Annotated in this window: 12 protein-coding genes; 5 read left to right on the top strand and 7 right to left on the bottom strand. The window is 73.2% G+C overall.

The window, feature by feature from the left end; genetic code table 11:
• Nucleotides 1-247: 247 nt before the first annotated feature.
• The 7 genes from ACR80Q_RS16330 to ACR80Q_RS16300 are packed head-to-tail and all read right to left on the bottom strand — an operon-like array spanning nt 248 to nt 7736.
• Nucleotides 248-1660 (bottom strand): alkaline phosphatase family protein, encoded by a 1413-nt coding sequence (locus ACR80Q_RS16330; RefSeq protein ID WP_435378711.1) that lies wholly within the window; start codon nt 1658-1660, stop codon nt 248-250.
• Nucleotides 1657-2892, bottom strand: a complete 1236-nt coding sequence (eboE, locus tag ACR80Q_RS16325) for a metabolite traffic protein EboE (protein WP_435378710.1) — start codon at nt 2890-2892, stop codon at nt 1657-1659. The genes ACR80Q_RS16330 and eboE overlap by 4 nt, the downstream gene beginning before the upstream one ends.
• Nucleotides 2893-2914: 22 nt before the next feature.
• On the bottom strand, nt 2915-3778 hold the full coding sequence (locus tag ACR80Q_RS16320) for a TatD family hydrolase (protein ID WP_435378709.1): 864 nt from the start codon (nt 3776-3778) through the stop codon (nt 2915-2917).
• A gap of 55 nt (nt 3779-3833) precedes the next feature.
• Entirely contained in the window at nt 3834-4577 is a 744-nt protein-coding gene (locus ACR80Q_RS16315; protein ID WP_435378708.1) for an EboA domain-containing protein, read from the bottom strand.
• Nucleotides 4574-5521, bottom strand: a complete 948-nt coding sequence (locus ACR80Q_RS16310; protein WP_435378707.1) for a sugar phosphate isomerase/epimerase family protein — start codon at nt 5519-5521, stop codon at nt 4574-4576. The genes ACR80Q_RS16315 and ACR80Q_RS16310 overlap by 4 nt, the downstream gene beginning before the upstream one ends.
• Complete coding sequence (locus ACR80Q_RS16305) at nt 5518-6450, bottom strand: SCO3242 family prenyltransferase (protein WP_435378706.1); 933 nt, start codon at nt 6448-6450, stop codon at nt 5518-5520. Before ACR80Q_RS16305 ends, ACR80Q_RS16310 begins: the two co-directional genes overlap by 4 nt.
• A complete protein-coding gene (locus ACR80Q_RS16300) occupies nt 6447-7736 on the bottom strand; it encodes an inositol-3-phosphate synthase (RefSeq protein ID WP_435378705.1) in 1290 nt (429 codons plus the stop codon). The genes ACR80Q_RS16305 and ACR80Q_RS16300 overlap by 4 nt, the downstream gene beginning before the upstream one ends.
• A 334-nt stretch (nt 7737-8070) precedes the next feature.
• On the opposite strand from ACR80Q_RS16300, the gene ACR80Q_RS16295 reads away from it, so the two are divergent.
• The 5 genes from ACR80Q_RS16295 to ACR80Q_RS16275 all read left to right on the top strand — a co-directional run bounded on the left by ACR80Q_RS16295 (nt 8071) and on the right by ACR80Q_RS16275 (nt 18765).
• Nucleotides 8071-9609, top strand: a complete 1539-nt coding sequence (locus ACR80Q_RS16295) for a sugar ABC transporter ATP-binding protein (RefSeq protein WP_435378704.1) — start codon at nt 8071-8073, stop codon at nt 9607-9609.
• The gene (locus tag ACR80Q_RS16290; protein ID WP_435378703.1) at nt 9606-10739 is read left to right on the top strand and encodes an ABC transporter permease; all 1134 of its coding nucleotides are present in this window, start codon (nt 9606-9608) and stop codon (nt 10737-10739) included. Before ACR80Q_RS16295 ends, ACR80Q_RS16290 begins: the two co-directional genes overlap by 4 nt.
• Before the next feature lie 95 nt (nt 10740-10834).
• The gene (locus tag ACR80Q_RS16285; RefSeq protein WP_435378702.1) at nt 10835-11911 is read left to right on the top strand and encodes a substrate-binding domain-containing protein; all 1077 of its coding nucleotides are present in this window, start codon (nt 10835-10837) and stop codon (nt 11909-11911) included.
• Nucleotides 11911-13083 (top strand): Gfo/Idh/MocA family protein, encoded by a 1173-nt coding sequence (locus tag ACR80Q_RS16280; RefSeq protein WP_435378701.1) that lies wholly within the window; start codon nt 11911-11913, stop codon nt 13081-13083. The genes ACR80Q_RS16285 and ACR80Q_RS16280 overlap by 1 nt, the downstream gene beginning before the upstream one ends.
• Nucleotides 13084-13185: 102 nt before the next feature.
• Nucleotides 13186-18765: a ThuA domain-containing protein gene (locus ACR80Q_RS16275; RefSeq protein ID WP_435378700.1), complete on the top strand. Its 5580-nt coding sequence runs from the start codon at nt 13186-13188 to the stop codon at nt 18763-18765.
• Nucleotides 18766-18856: the final 91 nt, after the last annotated feature.

The raw sequence follows: 18856 nt of genomic DNA, 5'->3' as shown, positions 1-18856 counted from the left end.
CGCCAACGGGCGGCGTCGACCTCACGGTCGGCGCCGCCCGTCGGGCTGTCGGGGGTCCGACCGAGCGGGCAGGAGACGCCGCCGAGCAGGAGCGCGTCCGGCTCGCCCTCGTCGCGCGGCGACAGGTGGCCACATCTCGAACGGTTGGACAAGTCGGTCAGCCGTCCGAAACCGGTTGTGGCCGCTCCTCGCGGGCTCGTCGGGGTCAGGCCGGCGGGGTCAGGCCGGCGGGGTCAGGCCGGCGGGGTCAGGCCGGCGGGGTCAGGCCGGCGGCGGCGAGCACCAGGGCCTTGACGTCGGTCGCGGCGACCCGGTCGGCGGCCAGCGACGGGTCCGAGCACAGCAGCACGGGCGCGTCGTCGCCGGGGCGGGGCAGCCGGCCGTGGGAGCCCTTGACCCAGCGCGCGTCGGTCGGCACGACGCTCATGGCGTAGCGCAGGCCGACCTTCTTGCGGACCAGCTGCAGCCCGGCCTTGGCCTTGGCGCTGCGGTCGGCCGGGTCGAAGAACAGCTCGGCCGGGTCGTAGCCCGGCTTGCGGTGGATCTCGACCCCACGGGCGAAGTCGGGCGCGTGGGCGTCGTCGTGCCAGTAGTAGTACGTGAACCAGGCCCGCGGCTCGGACACCAGCACCAGCTCGCCGGAGCGCTCGTGGTCCAGCCCGGCCTCGCGCTTGCCGTCGGCGTCGAGCACCTGCTCCACGCCCGGCAGGGCGCGCAGCAGCGTCGCCACGCGCTCGACGTCGGCAGGGTCGGCCACGTAGACGTGGGCGACCTGGTGGTCCGCGACGGCGAAGGCGCGTGACGTCCACGGGTCCAGGTACTCCATGCCGGCCTGGGTGTAGACCTCGAGCAGACCGGCGTCGCGCAGCACCCGGTTGACGTGGACGGGCTGGTCCACGGCGGTGATGGCGTACTCGCTCAGGGCCACGACGGTCACACCCTGGGCCCGGGCGTCGTCCAGCAGCGGGGCCAGCTCGGCGTCCAGGTCCGAGGCGGCCTCGTCGGCCTGCCGGGACTCCGGCCCGAAGCGCTGCAGGTCGTAGTCCAGGTGCGGGACGTACGACAGGGTCAGGTCCGCGCCGGGCATCAGGTGGCGGGTGGCACCGACGATCCAGCGGGTCGAGGCGATCGACGCCGTCGGGCCCCAGTACTGGAACAGCGGGAACTCGCCGAGGGCGTCGACGAGCTCGTCGTGCAGCTCGGGCGGGCGGACGTAGGCATCCGGGGACTTGCGGCCGTCGGCGTGGTAGACCGGCCGCGGGGTGACGGTGACGTCGGTGGTGGCGCCCATGGCGTACCACCAGCAGACGTTCACCGTGCGGAAGGACGGGTCGCTGCGACGGGCCGTCTCCCACACCTTCTCGCCCTGCACGAGCCGGTTGTGCTGGCGCCACAGGTAGACCTCGCCCAGGTCGCGGAAGTACCAGCCGTTGGCCACCGCGCCGTGCTCGGACGGGGTGGTGCCGGTCAGGAACGTCGACTGGACCGTGCAGGTCACCGCGGGCAGGACGGTGTCCAGCGGCGCCCGGAACCCCTGGGCCGCGACGGCCCGCAGGTTCGGCATGTGGGTGAGGGCGCGATCGCTCAGGCCGACCACGTCCAGCAGCAGGACGGGGGTGCGGGGGCGGGGCGTGGTGGGGGTGTCGTCGGCGGTGCTCATGCGGACTCCAGACCGTGGTCGAGCAGGTGGTCCCGGACCCAGGCGAGCTCGCTCGCCAGGCCGTGGGCGAGGCCGTCGTCGACGGCCCCGGGGGTGGTGCGGCCGGCGCCGCCGGCCCGGCGGCGCTGCTCCTGCGGCAGGACCGACCAGGTGTAGGTCTCGACCTCCACCAGGTCGACGCGCCCCCCGGCGGGGGCGACCGGGGCGACCAGCTGGTCCAACGAGGCGGCCAGCGCCCGGGTGGCCACCTGGGTCTCGGCGGTCCCGGTGGCGTGCAGCGGCAGGTGGACGTGGCAGCGCCACGGGGCCTCGCCCGGCAGTCCACCGGCCAGGGCCTCGTCCAGGTCGTCGGTGCCGGCGGGGCGGGCATCGGCGGCGGGGCGCTCCCGGGTCTGGTGCAGGAACCGGGGCTCGACGAACTCGGCCAGCGCCGCCCTCGAGACCGGTGACGCCGGGTCGGGCACGTGCAGGGCCGCGGCGGCCTGCAGCTTGACGACGGGCACCCCCGCGGCGCCCACCCGGGCCCCGACGTCGGCCAGGTCGTCGAACCCGACCGCGCTGTGGCAGGTGTCCAGGCAGACCCCGACCAGGCCGTCGCGCAGGTGCTCGGTCGTCAGCAGCCCCGCCAGCCGGTCGGGCCCGGTCAGCACGTCGTCGAGCACCTCCCAGACGCAGCCGGGCTCGGGCTCGAGGCCGACGGTCACCCGGGGACCGGTCGCGGCGATGTCGGCCAGGCCGCGGGCCAGCTCGCCCAGGTGCCCGCGGGCCGCCTCGCGCCGGGCGTCGTCCCAGGGGGTCCGCCAGGACAGCGGGAGCGTGCTGACGCTGCCGGTCGCGACGTCGTCGGGCAGCAGGGCCGCGAGCACCCGGGCGCAGGCCAGGGTGTGCTCCAGCCGGCTGCGCTCGGTCCAGTCGGGGCGGTAGACCGCGTACTTGACGACGGGGGAGTGGAAGTCGCCGTAGGGGAACGCGTTCAGCGTCACGACCTCCAGGCCCAGCCGGGCCAGCTCGTCACGCAGCCGCCGCACGAGCCCCAGGTCCTCGGCGAGGCGGGCGGCCACCGGGGCCGGCAGCCAGAGGCCGACCCCCAGCACGTCGACGCCGAGCTCGGCCCGGACACCGACGGCGTAGCGGCGCAGCTGGGCGAGGATCCCGTCCAGCCCGGTCGCCGGGTGGACGTTGGTGCAGTAGCCGACGTGGACCAGGCTGCCGTCGGGCCGGCGCAGCCTCATGCGGAGACCTCCTGCGCGCTCCTCACGCGGACGCCCGCGGGCCGCGCAGCACCGAGCTGCCCTCGAACTCCGCCCCCAGGTCGGTCCGGACGTCGGTGAGCATCAGCCGGTCGCTCTGGCCGTAGAACTCGACGGGGTTGCGCCACAGCACGCGGTCGACGTCGTCGTCGGTGAAGCCGGCCGCGAGCATCGCCTCGCCGACCTTCAGGGTCTTGAGCGGGTCGGAGCGGCCCCAGTCGGCCGCGGAGTTGACCAGCACCCGCTCCAGGCCCCGCTCCTGGAGGATCCTCACCATCCGGTGCTCGTCCATCTTGGTGTCGGGGTAGACGGAGAAGCCCAGCCAGCAGCCGGAGGAGTCGACCTGCTGCAGGGTCGTCTCGTTCAGGTGGTCCACGGCGACCATGCCGGCGCCGATGCCGGAGGCCTCGACCAGCTCCAGGGTGCGCCGGGTGCCGGCGGCCTTGTCGCGGTGGGGGGTGTGGACCAGCGCCGGCAGGCCGTGCTCCTTGGCCATCGCCAGCTGTCGGACGAACGCGTCCGTCTCCGCGTCGGTCATCGAGTCGAACCCGATCTCGCCCACGGCGACCACGCCGTCCTTGGCCAGGTAGCGCGGCAGGACGTCCAGCACGGGCGTGCAGCGCGGGTCGTTGGCCTCCTTCGGGTTCAGCGCGATCGTGCAGTGGTGCGCGATGCCGTACTGCGAGGCCCGGAACCGTTCCCAGCCGAGCAGCCCGTCGAAGTAGTCGACGAACGAGCCGACCGACGTGCGGGGCTGACCGAGCCAGAACGCCGGCTCCACCAGGGCCTGGACGCCCGCGGCCGCCATCGCCTCGTAGTCGTCGGTGGTGCGGGAGGTCATGTGGATGTGCGGGTCGAAGATGCGCATGCGGTGCTCCTGGCTGGGCGGGGTCTGGGGTGGTGCGGGGTCGGTCCGGGGGACCTCAGCCGCGGGGGAGCAGCAGGGCCCGCGCCCGCGACGCGGCGGCGAGGCGGTCGGGGTGCCCGCCCTGCAGGTCGTCGGACAGGCCGGCGTGGGCCAGCGCGGGTGAGGTGGGGGGCAGCACGTCGCCGACGTCGGCGGGCACGTCACGGCCCGCGGCCACCCGTTCGGCGACGTAGCGGGCGACCATCCCCTCCAGCTCCGCGTCGGCACGTCCGGACAACCGGTGCACGCAGGCGAGCGGTACCCCGGTGAACAGGCACTTCAGGACCGCCTGGCGCCAGCCGGCCGCGTCGAGCGCGTCGGCGGCCGGGCCGAGGGCGGCGGCCACCAGGCGGGGGTCGTTGGTCCGCAGGGCGTCCTCGAGCAGGTCCGTGACGTCGTCGGCGGCGGTGAGCAGGTGCAGGGCCCGGAGCACCGCGCGACGCTCGGCGGAGTCGCCGTCGCGGTACAGGTGGCGCGGCAGGTCCGCGCGGTCCGTGGCCGTCCGCAGCAGCAGCACGCGGGCCAGGTCGTCGACCGAGCCCAGCAGGCCCTGCTCGTCGCCCTCGGCGAGGGGGGCGCGCCCGACGGTGCGACCGGTGGCCGGGAAGACCACGTCGAGGCAGCCCGGGTCCTCGGCCACCCGCTGCTGCGCGGCGCGCCACCGCGGCCGCGCCTCCTCCGGCAGGCGGGCCTCCAGCTCGTCGGCGAGCGCAGGGGCGCCCTGCGACCAGCTCGCGACCGTCCAGCGGTCGGGGCTCACGCCCGGCTCCCGGCGCTGGTGGACCCGACCCTGCCGCGCTGGGCGCGCGGGGACAGCGGCGGGCCCTGCCGGTCCACCGCGGCGCCGGGGGCGCCCGTCCGGCGGGCGGCCTCGGCGATCGCGGCCTGCAGCGCGAGGGCGCTGCGACGGGCCACCGCCGGCGCGGCGTGGGAGTGACGGGGCAGCTCGACCGCGGCGAGGCCCTGGTAGTCCAGGTCCAGCAGGGTCTGCACGACCTCGACCAGGTCGACGTCGCCGTCACCCATCTCCAGGTGCTCGTGGACGTGCGGGCGCATGTCGTCCAGCTGGACGTTGGCCAGGCGCGAGCCCACGTGGCGCAGCGTCTCACCGATCCCGCGCGGCTCGTTGCAGATGACGTGACCGACGTCGACGGTCAGGGCGAGACCGTCGGGGTGCCCGAGCCGGTCCAGGACGTCGAGGGCCTCGTCCACCACGCTGACGTGGTGACCGGGCTCGGGCTCCAGCGCGAGGCGGACGCCGGCCGACTCGGCCTGCGGGACGAGCTGCTCCAGGGCCGCGACCAGCCGCTCGGTGCCCTTGCGGGCCGGGGTGCCGGTCGGCAGGACCCCGCTCCAGAACGACACCACCGGGGCGCCCAGGTCGGCGGCGACGCGGATGGCGCGGGCCAGCAGGTCGACGCGGCGGGACCGGCCGTCCTCGCAGACCAGCGTCGGCTCGTGCTTGCGGACCGGGTCCAGGACGTAGCGCCCGCCCGTCTCCACGACCACCGACAACCCGCGCTGCTCCAGAGCCGTGCGGACCAGGGCGCTGCGGGCGGGCAGGTCGTCGGCGAAGGGGTCCAGGTGGTGGTGGTCCAGCGTCAGCCCCACCCCCTCGAAGCCGAGGGAGGCGATGACGTCCAGCGCCTCCGTCAACCGGTGGTCGGCGAAGCCGTTGGTGCCGTAGCCGAGTCGCAGGCTCATGTCGTGGGTCCTCCTCGCAGCAGGCGTGAGACGAGCGTGCCGGCCCCGACGAGCGACACCGCCTGGACCGGTCGGCCCAGGGCCGACAGCAGCGCGGCCTGCAGGGGCAGGAACGCCTTGATGCCGGTGATGGTCGCGTGGCGGGCGTCCGGGCCCGTGCCGGTCCGTCCGGCCCGGGCCTGGGCGCGCAGCAGCGGCACGGTGTGGGCGGTGAGCGCGGCCGCACCCACCAGGACCTCGAGGAGCACCGCGCCCGTGCGGGCCGGTGCGGTGGTGCGGGAGGTCAGGCGGCCGAGCAGGACCGGCACGACCGCCGCCGCGGCCAGCACCGTCGTCGCGCCGGCCCGGGAGGCCTGCGCGGACGGGGCACCGTGCACCTCGCCGCGCGACAGGTCGGTCACGGCCAGCGTGTGCAGGCCCGTCGTGAGGGCCGGGAGCAGGGCGGGGGGCAGGGAGCGGCCGGCCGCCGCGGGCGCCGCGGCACCGGTGGCGCCGAGGGCGACGTCCAGCGCGCGGGTCAGCGACATGCTGACCGGGGCCCAGGCGCGAGGCTTGGCCACGAGGTCGTAGGACCACACGGCGGCGGCGAGGACCACGGCGGTCCCGGCGCCCCGGCGCCCCGACGCGGCGGCGGCGAGGCCGACCGAGGCGGCCGTCAGCGCGGCGGCGGCGCCCAGGGCCTGCCGCGGGCTGATCCGCCCGCTGGGGACCGGCCGCTCGGGTCGCTCCACGGCGTCGAGGTCGCGGTCCGCCCAGTCGTTCAGGGCCATGCCGGCCCAGTACATCGAGACCGACGCCAGCGGGAGCAGGGCGCTGCGGGGGCGGACCGGCCCGCCGGCGGCCGCCAGCCCGACCAGGGCGTCACCGGGGACGGTGACGGCGGCCGGCAGCCGGACCAGCTCGGCCCAGTCCCGCAGCGTCGCACTCACCTCGTCGTCGTGGGGGTCACGAGCTCGGGCGTGGAGAGGTCGACGGACGCGGGCGACTCGGCGAACGAGCCCACCAGGCGCAGCAGGTCCTGCCACTGCACGGCGAGGGCGTGCTCGTCGCTGCCGAGCGGGTTCTTGAAGAAGAAGCCGAGCTCGCTCACCGGGCCCGTCCGCCCGGCCGCCATGCAGGCGGCGGTGAGCCGGGCCAGGTCGAGCACCAGCGGGGCGGCCAGGGCGGAGTCGCAGCCCTGCCAGGTGAACTGCAGCGTCATGGCCGTGCCGAGGAACCCGGAGAACCGGATCTGGTCCCAGGCGGTCTTCCAGTCGCCCATGTCGGGGACGTAGTCGATGTGCAGCGGGCCGGGGACGTGCCGGCCGAGCATGGCCTCCAGACCGGCCGCCTTGGTGCTGGTCTTGCTCCGGGCGGTCACCGGGTCCGACAGCGTGTCGCCGTCCCCGCCGCCCAGCAGGTTGACCGACGCCCAGGAGTCCACCCGCAGCGCGCGCTGCACGAACATCGGGGCCAGGACGGACTTGAGCAGGGTCTCACCCGTCTTGCCGTCCGCCCCGGCCCAGGTGGCACCGGTCTCGCGGCCCAGGTCCACCAGGCAGGGCAGGTCGACGCCGGGGCTGGGGGTGAAGGCGACGTAGCCGGCCCCGGCCTCGAACGCGGCCCACGGGTGGACGGCGCTGGCCGGCAGCGGGGCGCGCCCGGCGTCCCAGGCCTGCCGGACCGCGGCGGCCGAGGCCAGGTCCGGGTGCTCGGCGTCCACCGGGGCGTGCGTGCTGGACACGTCTACGACGACGACCCGGGCCAGGCGGTGGCGCTCGGCGAAGTCGGCGAGGTCGCCACGCAGGCGGGCCACCTGGGCCCGCTGGGCTGCGCCCGCGTCCTGCCGTGCGGCCTCCTCGTCGGTGACGACGTGGCGGACCTCGGCGTCGGCGCGGGCCAGCGCGTCGGTGAGGGGGGCGAGCAGCTGGGCGGGGATGACGGCCTGCGCGGCCAGGTCCTCGGCCCGCTTGCGGTACGGCGCGTCGGTGACGTCGTGCCCGCCGAAGACCAGCCGCTCGAAGCCGGGCAGGGGGGCGTCGGCCAGCTCCGGGAGCTCGCTGACGCAGCCCAGCCCCGTCGCGAGCCCGTCCCGGATCGCGAGGGCCCCTACCAGCGCGGTCGTGGCCACCGAGCCCTTGGCCCCGACGAACCAGACCCCGACCTGGTCGGACCCGGCAGCGGGACCGGTCGTGGGGGCGGTCACTTCGGCCGGTGCGTGAACAACTTTGTCCATGTCGCTGAGCATAAGCCTCTCCTGTGCTGGGGGAAACCCTGGGCGTGGGCGGCAGGGTCCTCCGCCTCCCGACCGGGCGATCGCCCCGTCCGGACCGGTAGATCTCGATCAGCGAACGACGCGCACCTTCTGCTTGACCGTCCGTGCAAGGCCTGTCTAGCGTCGCGAACCCGGCGGCAACGATGCGGTCGGTCCCGCGCTTCTGTGCGGCTCGCGTCGGACTTCTGCAGCGTAAGGCTTCACAACCTCACCTGGGAAGCGATACGTTTCGGCGGCAGACGAACTAATTGCAGGAAGCGTCGACGTCGACGCTTCCCCACACGAGGAGGTGTGCATGGAGTCGTCCCTCCTTCAGATGCACGGCATCGTCAAGACGTTCCCGGGCGTCAGGGCCCTGGACGGGGTGGACCTGGACGTGCGAGCCGGCGAGGTGCACTGCCTGCTGGGTCAGAACGGCGCCGGCAAGTCGACGCTGATCAAGGTCCTGGCCGGCGCGCACCAGCCCAACGGCGGGACGATCACCTGGAAGGGCGAGGAGGTCCGGCTCACCACCCCGCAGGCGTCGACCAGGCTGGGCATCGCCACGATGTACCAGGAGCTGGACCTCGTGCCCGGCCTCACGGTGGCCGAGAACGTGTTCCTCGGTCACGAGACCTCCCGGTTCGGGATCACCCTGACCCGGACCCGCGACCGCCGCACCCGCGAGCTGCTGGCCCAGCTGGGCCACCCCGAGATCAGCCCCGACCGCGAGGTGGGCAGCCTGTCCGCCGCCGGCCAGCAGGTGGTCTCCATGGCCCGCGCACTGTCGCGGGAGGCCCAGGTGATCGTCATGGACGAGCCGTCCGCGGTGCTGGACTCCGACGAGGTCGCGAACCTGTTCCGGGTCGTCCGCAGCCTGACGGCCGCAGGTGTCGCGGTGATCTACATCAGCCACCGGCTGGAGGAGATCCGCGAGATCGGCGACCGCGTGACGGTCCTCAAGGACGGCCGCACCGTCGCGGAGAACCTGCCGGCCCGGGAGACCCCCCAGGCGGACGTGATCCGGCTGATGACGGGCAAGACGCTCGACGGCGTCTTCCCGGAGGGCAGCGGCGCGGTGGGTGACGTCGTCCTCGACGTGCAGGGCCTGGCGTGCGGTGGCCGCTTCTCCGACGTGTCGCTCCAGATCCACGCCGGCGAGATCGTGGGCCTGGCCGGGCTGGTCGGCGCCGGCCGCTCCGAGATCCTCGAGACGATCTTCGGCGCCCGGAAGGCCACCGCCGGCACCGTGACCGTCGACGGCCGGACGCTGCGGCCCGGCTCGGTCAAGGACGCCGTGCGGGCCCGCATCGGCCTCGCGCCCGAGGAGCGCAAGAGCCAGGCCCTGGTCATGCAGCAGTCGATCGCCAGCAACATCACCCTGGCCAGCCTCACCCGGTTCTCCCGCGGTGGGTTCATCGACTTCGGCGGCGAGCAGAAGCGGTCCGAGCAGCTGACCAGCGACCTGGACCTGCGTCCCGTCGACGTCAACCGTCAGGTGTCGACGCTGTCCGGCGGCAACCAGCAGAAGGTCGTGCTCGCCCGCTGGCTGCTGCGCGAGTGCCGGGTGCTCCTGCTGGACGAGCCCACCCGTGGCGTCGACGTCGGCGCCCGCAAGGAGATCTACGACGTGGTCCGGCGCCTGGCCGACACCGGCGTGGCCGTGCTCGTCGTCTCCAGCGAGGTCCCCGAGGTCCTGGGGCTGGCCGACAAGGTGCTCGTCATCCGCGAGGGCCGCGTGGTGCACACCGGCCCCGCCGCCGAGCTCGACGAGTCCAAGGTCCTCGACCTCGTCATGTCCGAAGAACACCAGCGCTCACGCGGGCACCACCCGCAGGAAGGCGATGCCGCATGAGCACGTCCTCGACCGCAGCGACATCCGACCGCGACTCGCCCCAGGCCGCGGCCGGGCACACGGCCTCCTCGGCCCCCAAGCAGCCGCGCATGTCCGAGTCCGTGGTGCGCAACCTCGGCCTCGTGGGGGTGATGGTGATCCTGGTGATCATCGGGGTCTCCACGGCCGGGGACCGGTTCCTCTCCGGGAACAACCTGCTGATCATCCTCGAGCTCGGCGCCATGATCGCCGTCGTCAGCGTCGGCATGACGTTCGTCATCGCCGGCGGTGGCATCGACCTGAGCGTCGGGGCGATCGCCGCGCTGGCCAGCGTCTGGGCCACGACCGCCGCCACCCAGTACTACGCCGAGCAGTACGGCTTCTGGGTGATGGTGATGTGCGCCCTGCTGGTGGGCACGGTGGTCGGGGCGGTCAACGGGTTCCTCGTCGCCTACGGCCGGATCGTGCCGTTCATCATGACCCTGGCCATGCTGGCCGCCGCCCGTGGCCTCGCCGAGCAGATCAGCGACAACCGCTCGCAGCTCGTCACCGTCTCGAGCTTCGCCGACGTGTTCCGGGCCCGACTCCTGGGCATCCCGGTGTCGATCTACATCATGGCCGCGGTGGCCGTCGGCGGTTGGGTGCTGCTGAACCGCACCACGTTCGGGCGCCGGACCCTGGCGGTGGGCGGCAACGCCGAGGCGGCCCGGCTGGCGGGCATCGACGTCCGTCGCCACACCATGCTGCTGTACACGCTGCTCGGTCTCTGCTGCGGCATCGCGGCCGTCATGATCACGGCGCGGACGACCACGGGTACCTCCACCCACGGCCTGCTCTGGGAGCTGGACGCCATCGCCGCGGTCGTCATCGGCGGCACGCTGCTGTCCGGCGGGCGGGGCACGATCGTCGGCACGCTGCTCGGCGTCCTGATCTTCACCACGGTCACCAACATCTTCACCCTGAACTTCCTGCCCACGGCCACCCAGCAGGTGGCCAAGGGCGCGATCATCGTGGTGGCCGTGCTCCTGCAGCAGCGGCTGTCCGGCGGTGGCGGTCTGCCGCCCTGGCTCCGGCGCCCGGGCTCGCCCGGCAAGCTGCCCGCCCAGACGGCGGCCGCCCCTGACGCCGAGGGGCGCAACCCCGCGGGCTGACCGCACCCACCCCCCCGACCGCTCCACCCGCGACCGGCGCCCTGCCGCCGCGGCCAGACCCCCCGCACCAGCACCAACTCGATGAGGAGTACGACATGACCGATCCCCTGCGCCCGCGACTGCCCCGACTGGGCCGACGAGGCTTCCTGCTCGGTGGTGCCGCCGCCGGCGCCGCAGGTCTCGCCGCCTGCACCGGCGCAGCGCCGTCCGACGAGGCCGCGGCCTCGGCCCCGGCGGCCGCCGCCGGTGGCGGTGCCTCCGCCGAGCCGGGTGCGCCCGTCACCCTGGGCTTCTCCGCGCCCGCCGCCGACCACGGCTGGATCGCCGCCATCACCGAGAACGCCCGCGCCCAGGCCGAGGCCCACCCGGACGTCACCCTGCAGCTGACCGAGGGCACCAACGACGTCAACCTGCAGATCAGCCAGGTCCAGTCGCTGCTGGACGCCGGCATCGACGCCCTGGTCATCCTGCCCTTCGACGGCAACGCCCTCACCGAGATCGCGCGAGAGGTGATGGACGCGGGCGTGCCGGTCATCAACCTCGACCGTCGCTTCTCCTCCCCGCTGGCCTACCGGACCTTCATCGCCGGCGACAACTACGGCATGGGCGTCGCGGCCGGCAACTACATCGGCCAGCGCCTGACCGACGAGGGCGTCAGCAGCCCCGTCATCGGTGAGATCGCCGGCATCGACGCCCTCGAGCTGACGCAGCAGCGCAGCCAGGGCTTCGCCGACGCGCTGTCCTCGTGGGGCTTCGAGGTCGGCCCCCGCCAGGCGGCGGAGTTCACCGTCGAGTCCGGCGACGCCGTCACGCGGCAGCTGCTGCAGGCCACCCCCGCCTTCGACGCGATCTGGAACCACGACGACGACCAGGGCATCGGCGTCCTGGCCGCCATCGCCGACTCCGGCCGTGAGGAGTTCTTCATGGTCGGCGGCGCGGGCTCCCTGAACGCGATGGAGGAGATCCAGGCCGGCACCTCCGTCCTGCAGGCCACCGTCACCTACTCCCCGTCGATGGCCTCCTCGGCCATCAACCTGGCGCGCCTCGTGGCGCAGGGCCGTGGCATGAGCGACCTGGTCGAGAACGAGGTCCCCGAGGAGATCATCCTGTCCTCGGCGACCATCACCGCCGAGAACGTCGACCAGTACCTCGAGCTGGGCTTCGAGTCCTGATGCCCGACGGCACGCTGGGGGTGGCGCTGGTCGGCCACTCGTTCATGGGCGCCACGCACTCCCACGCGTGGCGGACGGCACCGAGGGTCGCCGAGCTCCCGCTCGGCATCGACATGGCCGTCGTGGCCGGCCGGGACGCGGGGCGGGCCGAGGCGGCCGCCGCGCAGCTCGGCTGGCGCGACAGCACCGACGACTGGCGCAGCGTCCTGGCGCGCGACGACGTCGACCTGGTCGACATCGTCACGCCCGGCGACAGCCACTGCGAGATCGCGGTGGCGGCGCTGGAGGCCGGCAAGCACGTCCTGTGCGAGAAGCCGCTGGCCAACACGGTCGAGCAGGCGCAGCGGATGGCCGACGCCGCCCGCGCCGCCGCGACCGGCGGGGTCCTGTCCATGGTCGGGTTCAACTACCGACGCGTCCCGGCCATCGCCCTGGCCAGGAAGCTCGTGGCCGAGGGCCGGCTCGGCACCATCCGCCACGTCCGGGCGCAGTACCTGCAGGACTGGATCACCGACCCGGAGTTCCCGCTGGTCTGGCGCCTGCAGGCCGAGCGGGCGGGGTCGGGGGCGCTCGGCGACATCGGTGCGCACATCATCGACCTGTCGCAGTTCGTCACCGGGGCCCGCATCACCGGCCTCACCGGCCTGACGGAGACCTTCGTGAAGCAGCGGCCCCTGCCGTCGGAGTCGGCCGGCCTCAGCGCCGGTGCGGACGCCGCCGGCGCGACGGGCGAGGTCACGGTGGACGACGCGGCGCTGTTCCTGGCGCGGTTCTCCGACGGGGCGCTCGGGTCGTTCGAGGCCACGAGGTTCGCCTCGGGCCGCAAGAACGCCATCCGGCTGGAGGTCAACGGCTCGCTGGGAAGCGTCGCCTTCGACTTCGAGCAGATGAACGAGCTGTGGTTCCACGACCACACGCTCCCCGCGGCGGAGGCAGGGTTCCGCCGCATCCAGACCAGCGAGCCCGACCACCCCTACGCCGCGCTGTGGTACCCGCCCGGCCACGGGGTGGGCTACGACGCGTCGTTCGTCCACCAGGTCGTCGACCTGGTGGGTGACGTCGCCGCTGGGCGGGCCCCGAGCCCGTCGTTCGACGACGGCGTGCAGATCCAGACCGTGCTGGACGCCGTCTCCCGCTCCTCCGACCAGGGAACCACCTGGCTCGACCTCTGAACCCGAGCCGCCCGGGGACGCACCCCCGGGCGGCTCGGCTCCCGCCTCGAGACCGATCGCTTCCAACCCGAACCGGCCCCTCCAGAGAACGGAAGAACAACGATGTTCCCACCCCCTCCCCGTCCCTCCCCTCGTACGCCACGGCGTAGACGCAAGGGAGTAGCCGCGGTCGCGGGCCTCGCCCTCGCGGCCGGCCTGCTCGTCGCGACCCCGGCCTCGGCGTCGGCCGCCCCGGCCCCGGCAGCGCTCGCCCCGACGGCCGCGGCCGTCACGTCCTCGGCCGTCGCCACCCAGGCCCCGCCCGTCGGGCAGGGCCGCTTCGACGTCCTCGTCTTCTCCAAGACCGCGGGCTTCCGGCACGCCTCCATCCCCTCGGGCATCGCCGCCATCGAGGCCCTCGGCACCGAGCACAACTTCAGCGTGACGGCCACGGAGGACTCCTCGCTGTTCACGGAGGCCTACCTCGAGCAGTTCGAGGCCGTCGTCTGGCTGTCGACGACCGGTGACGTGCTCAACGACACCCAGCAGGCCGCGTTCGAGAGCTACATCAACGGCGGCGGCGGGTTCGCCGGCATCCACTCCGCGTCCGACACCGAGTACGGCTGGGAGTTCTACGGCGACCTGGTGGGGGCGTACTTCACCTCGCACCCCCAGAACCAGACCGCCACCGTCCTGGTCGAGGACCCCGCGCACCCCTCGACCGAGGGCCTGCCGACCGAGTGGTCCCGCTTCGACGAGTGGTACAACTTCGACCGCAACCCGCGCTCGGACGTCCACGTGCTCGCCTCGCTGGACGAGTCCTCGTACTCGCCCGGCAACGGCGCGATGGGCAACGACCACCCGATCGCCTGGTGCCAGGAGGTCGAGGCCGGCCGCAGCTGGTACACGGCCATGGGCCACACCAACGAGTCGTTCGTCGAGCCCGAGTTCCTCGACCACCTGCTCGGCGGCATCGAGACCGCCGCGGGGGCCGTCGCCTCGGACTGCAGCGCGACCGCCGACGACAGCTTCGAGAAGGTCGCGCTGGACGAGAACACGTCCAACCCGATGGAGATCGACGTCGCCGACGACGGACGCGTCTTCTACATCGAGCGCAACGGCCAGGTGCGCGTCATCGAGACCACCGGCGCCGTGCGCACGGTCCTCAACCTGTCCGTCACGACCGTGCAGGAGTTCGGCCTGGTCGGCCTGGTCCTGGACCCGGACTTCGCCGACAACGGCTGGGTGTACGTGTACTACTCGCCCACCGGCTCCAACATCGACCTGGTGTCCCGCTTCACGATGGGCGAGACCAGCATCGACCCGGCCAGCGAGGTCGTCGTGCTCGAGGTGCCCGTGCAGCGGGCCCAGTGCTGCCACGCCGGCGGCGCCCTGGAGTTCGACGGCGAGGGCAACCTGTACATCGCCACCGGTGACAACACCAACCCGTTCGAGTCGCAGGGCTACACGCCCATCGACGAGCGCCCGGGCCGCACCCCGTTCGACGCCCAGGCCACGTCCGGCAACACCAACGACCTGCGGGGCAAGATCCTCCGGATCACGCCGCAGGACGACGGCAGCTACACCATCCCCGAGGGCAACCTGTTCGCCCCCGGCACGGCCCTCACCAAGCCCGAGATCTACGGCATGGGCTTCCGCAACCCGTTCCGCATCGGCATCGACCCGCTGACCGACAAGCTCATGGTGGCCGACTACGGCCCCGACGCGGGCTCGACGAGCCCGACCCGCGGGCCTGACGGCCGGGTCGAGTGGGCCGTGCTCCAGGAGCCCGGCAACTACGGCTGGCCCTACTGCCACGGCGACAACACCCCGTACGTGGACTGGGACTTCGCCAGCAACACCGGCAAGGGCCTGTTCGACTGCGACGCCCTGGTCAACGACTCCCCGAACAACACCGGCCTGACCGAGCTGCCCCCCGCCATCGGCGCGCAGATCTGGTACGGCCGCGAGTCCACCTCGGCCTACCCCGGCATCGGCACGGGCGGCGCGCCCATGGCCGGTCCCGCCTACGTCTACGACGAGGACCTCGACTCCGACACCAAGTGGCCCGCCTACTTCTCCGACAAGGTCCTGCTCGGCGAGTGGAACACCGGCCAGCTGTACAACGTCCAGCTGAGCGAGGACCGGCTCGAGCCGGTCAAGGTCACCTCGTTCCTGCCCCGCGGCCTGATCATCAAGCCGATGGCGTGGGAGTGGGGCCCGGACGGCGCCCTGTACATGCTCGACTGGGGCTCGGGCTTCGGCGGCAACAACGCCGACTCCGGGGTCTACCGGATCGACTACCTGGCCGGCAGCCGCGCCCCCGTGGTGCAGGCCAGCGCCGACGTGACCAGCGGTCCCGTGCCGCTGCAGGTGACCTTCAGCTCGGAGGGGACGTTCGACCCCAACGGCGGGGCGCTCACCTACGCGTGGGACCTCGACGGTGACGGCGACGTGGACTCGACCGAGCCCAACCCGTCGTACACCTACTCGACGGCCGGCGCCTACCAGGCGCTGCTGACCGTGACCAACGAGAACGAGCGGTCGGCCAGCGCCACGGTCAACATCGCCGCGGGCAACACGCGCCCGACGGTCGAGATCACCGGGCCGCCGGAGGGCGGCTTCACGGAGTTCGGCGACACCGTCGCCTACTCCGTCGAGGTCACCGACCCCGAGGACGACGCCGCCGGCTACGACACCTGCCCCGGTGTCCTCGTCAAGCCCGCCCTCGGGCACAACGACCACGGCCACCCGGGTGAGCAGGAGAACGGCTGCGAGGGCGAGTTCGTCGCCACGATCGACGACAGCCACGGTCCCGAGGCCGACATCTTCGTCATCGTCGAGGCCGACTACACCGACCAGGGCGGTCCCAACGGCGCACCCGCGCTGACCGGCACCGACCTGATCACCCTGCAGCCCAAGCTCAAGCAGGCCCAGTACTTCGAGTCCACCGGGCGCGCGCCCGGCTCGACCGGCGGCGGCGACCCCGGCGTCCAGGTCGAGGCCACCGGAGACAGCGCCGGCGGGTTCCAGAACCTCGGCTTCATCGAGGACGGCGACTACGTCTCGTACTCGCCCGTCAACCTGACCAACATCGACGGTGTCACGATCCGGGCCGCCAGCCCGGGCACCGGCGGGCTCGTCGAGCTCCGCTGGGACGCCGCCGACGGCCCGGTCCTCGGCACCATCGAGGTCGGCGGCACCGGCGCCTGGCAGGTCTACGACGAGTTCAGCACCGAGCTGAGCGACGTCCCGACCGAGAGCGGTGAGCTGTTCGCCGTCTTCAAGTCGCGCACCGGCGGCACCGGCAGCCTGATGAACGTCAACTGGTTCGAGTTCCAGGGCAAGGGCGTCAGCGCCAACAGCGCGCCGATGATCGAGTCCGCCACCGCCACTCCGGACTCCGGCGAGGCGCCGCTGCCCGTCACGCTCACCGCCGAGGTCTCCGACCTCGACGGGGACGCCGTGACCGGGGTGTGGACGACCGGCATCGCCGGCGACGCCCCGCGGGACGGTCTGACGACCGACGTCGTCTACACCGACCCGGGCACCTACACCGCCACGTTCCGCGCCACCGACGCCCGCGGTGCCTTCCGCGTCGCGACGGTGACCATCGAGGTCGAGGCGGTGCCGCTGGAGCCCTGCTTCGGCGTCCTGTCCGACGACTTCGACGGTGACACGCTGGACCTCGACCGGTGGGACGTCGTCCGACCGGACGGCAACCTGCGCGTGGAGGACGGGGCGCTCGTGCTCCCGACGTCCGCGACGGACATCTACGGCACGAACAACACCGCGACGCCGAACATCGTCGTGCAGGACCTGAAGCCGGGGGCGTTCCAGGCCACCGCGAAGCTCACCCTGCCGGCCCGCGAGCAGTACCAGCAGGCGGGTCTGGTCATCTACGGCGACGACGACAACTACGCCAAGATGGTGATCCAGGGTCGTACCGCGAACCCGGACGCCGGAGCACGCATCTTCCAGTACATCCGTGAGGAGGCCGGCGTCCCCAACGAGGTCGGCGACTCCAACACGGCCGCGCTGGGAGCAGCGTTCCCCGACACCTTCTGGGTGCGGTTCACCTCGACCAACGGGACGGACCTGCGGGCCTCGTACTCCGCGGACGGCGTGACGTTCGTCGACATGCCGCAGACCAAGTCGCTGACGGGGATCACCAACCCCCGCGTCGGCCTGATCTCGCTCACGGGCACCGGCCAGACGCCGGTGGTCGACGCGGAGTTCGACTCCTTCACGATCACGCCGGACGACTCGGTCGGCGAGGTCGACCCGTCCGACGAGTTCGAGGGCACCGAGCTGGACACCTGCCGCTGGCAGGTCGTGCGGCCCGAGCCCTCCGCGCTGTCCGTCGCCGACGGGAAGCTCACGCTGCTGACGCCGAACGGTGACATCTACACCACGCCGAACGCGGCGAGCGTCACCAACTTCGTCCTGCAGGACGCGCCGGAGGGCGACTGGACGGTGGAGACCAAGCTCGACACCTCCGCCCTGGTCCAGCAGTACCAGCAGGGCGGTCTGATCGCGTGGGTCGACGACGACAACTACGTCAAGTTCGACCACCTCGTGACCAGCGCGCTCGGCGCGGCCAACGTCGCCTCCAGCATCGAGCTCCGCTCGGAGCTCGCGGGCGTCATCCAGAACCCGCAGCCGAGCTCCGGGCAGGTCGCCCGGGGCGAGGTCTGGCTGCGGCTGGCCAAGTCCGGGTCGACCTTCACCGGTGAGTACTCGCTCGACGGCACCACCTGGGTCGCCGTCGGCGCGGCCGGGGTCCCGAACGCGGCGATCGCGAGCTCCGACGACCTCAAGGTCGGTCTCTTCACGATCGGCACCAACCAGGCCGCGCGTGTCCCGGTGTCCTTCGACTACTTCCGGGTGCTGGGCGACGAGGAGCCCGACACCACCGCCCCCGAGGTCTCGGCCACGGTGGCACCGGAGGAGCCGGCGTCCGGCTGGTACACCGAGCCCGTCACGGTGACCGTCACGGCCACCGACGACTCGGAGGCCACGGGTGGGGTCGTCTACACCGAGTACCGCATCGGTGACGGCGACTGGCTGGAGTACACGGCTCCGGTGGTCCTCGACCCCGAGGCCCTCGGCGACGGCACCCACACCCTGCAGTACCGGGCGTCCGACGCCGCGGGCAACGTCTCCGAGGTCGGGACGGTCGAGGTCCGCTTCGACACCACCGGCCCGGAGGTCGAGCTCGGCGTCGAGGACGGTCAGGTGCTCGGCGACTCCGTCGAGCTCGACCTGACCGCCGTGGCGACCGACGAGGGGTCCGGCCTCGCCTCGGTCGAGCTGATGCTCGACGGGGAGACCGTGGAGGCCGGCACGCTCGAGCTGTGGACGCTCGACCTGGGTGAGCACGTCCTGTCGGTCACGGCGACCGACGAGGCCGGCAACACCACCGAGGTCGAGGTCACGTTCACGGTGACCACGTCGTTGCAGGACATGGACGTCCTGCTCGACCGGTTCGTGGCCGAGGGCACGGTCACGGCGACGGTGGGCAAGCAGCTCGCCGGTCGTCTCGACCAGGCCGTCGCCGCGCAGGCGCAGGGTCCCCGGGGTGAGCAGCGCATGATCGCCGCGCTGCGCAGCTTCGACACCCTCGCCCGTCGTATCGGTGACGCCGAGGTCAGGCAGGTCCTCCTGCGTGACAGCGCCTTCGTGGTCGACGAGATCGGATGACCCGACGCACCAGCACCGACCGGGCGACGCGCACCTCGCGTCGCCCGGTCGGGGCGTCCCCGGCCCCCCGCCCGGTCACGCCGGGCGGGGG

This window comes from Aquipuribacter aurantiacus (assembly GCF_051216895.1).
Classification (GTDB): domain Bacteria; phylum Actinomycetota; class Actinomycetes; order Actinomycetales; family JBBAYJ01; genus Aquipuribacter.
The sequence above is the reverse complement of the archived record's forward strand: the minus strand, read 5'-3'. Positions and strand labels throughout refer to the sequence as shown.

Bases quoted from the DNA above. Each gene is read 5' to 3' on its own strand.
- ACR80Q_RS16300 (WP_435378705.1), bottom strand. From the start codon at position 7,736: ATGGACAAAGTTGTTCACGCACCGGCCGAAGTGACCGCCCCCACGACC.
- ACR80Q_RS16285 (WP_435378702.1), top strand. From the start codon at position 10,835: ATGACCGATCCCCTGCGCCCGCGACTGCCCCGACTGGGCCGACGAGGC.
- ACR80Q_RS16295 (WP_435378704.1), top strand. From the start codon at position 8,071: ATGGAGTCGTCCCTCCTTCAGATGCACGGCATCGTCAAGACGTTCCCG.
- eboE (WP_435378710.1), bottom strand. From the start codon at position 2,892: ATGAGGCTGCGCCGGCCCGACGGCAGCCTGGTCCACGTCGGCTACTGC.
- ACR80Q_RS16310 (WP_435378707.1), bottom strand. From the start codon at position 5,521: ATGAGCCTGCGACTCGGCTACGGCACCAACGGCTTCGCCGACCACCGG.
- ACR80Q_RS16275 (WP_435378700.1), top strand. From the start codon at position 13,186: ATGTTCCCACCCCCTCCCCGTCCCTCCCCTCGTACGCCACGGCGTAGA.
- ACR80Q_RS16330 (WP_435378711.1), bottom strand. From the start codon at position 1,660: ATGAGCACCGCCGACGACACCCCCACCACGCCCCGCCCCCGCACCCCC.
- ACR80Q_RS16290 (WP_435378703.1), top strand. From the start codon at position 9,606: ATGAGCACGTCCTCGACCGCAGCGACATCCGACCGCGACTCGCCCCAG.
- ACR80Q_RS16320 (WP_435378709.1), bottom strand. From the start codon at position 3,778: ATGCGCATCTTCGACCCGCACATCCACATGACCTCCCGCACCACCGAC.
- ACR80Q_RS16280 (WP_435378701.1), top strand. From the start codon at position 11,911: ATGCCCGACGGCACGCTGGGGGTGGCGCTGGTCGGCCACTCGTTCATG.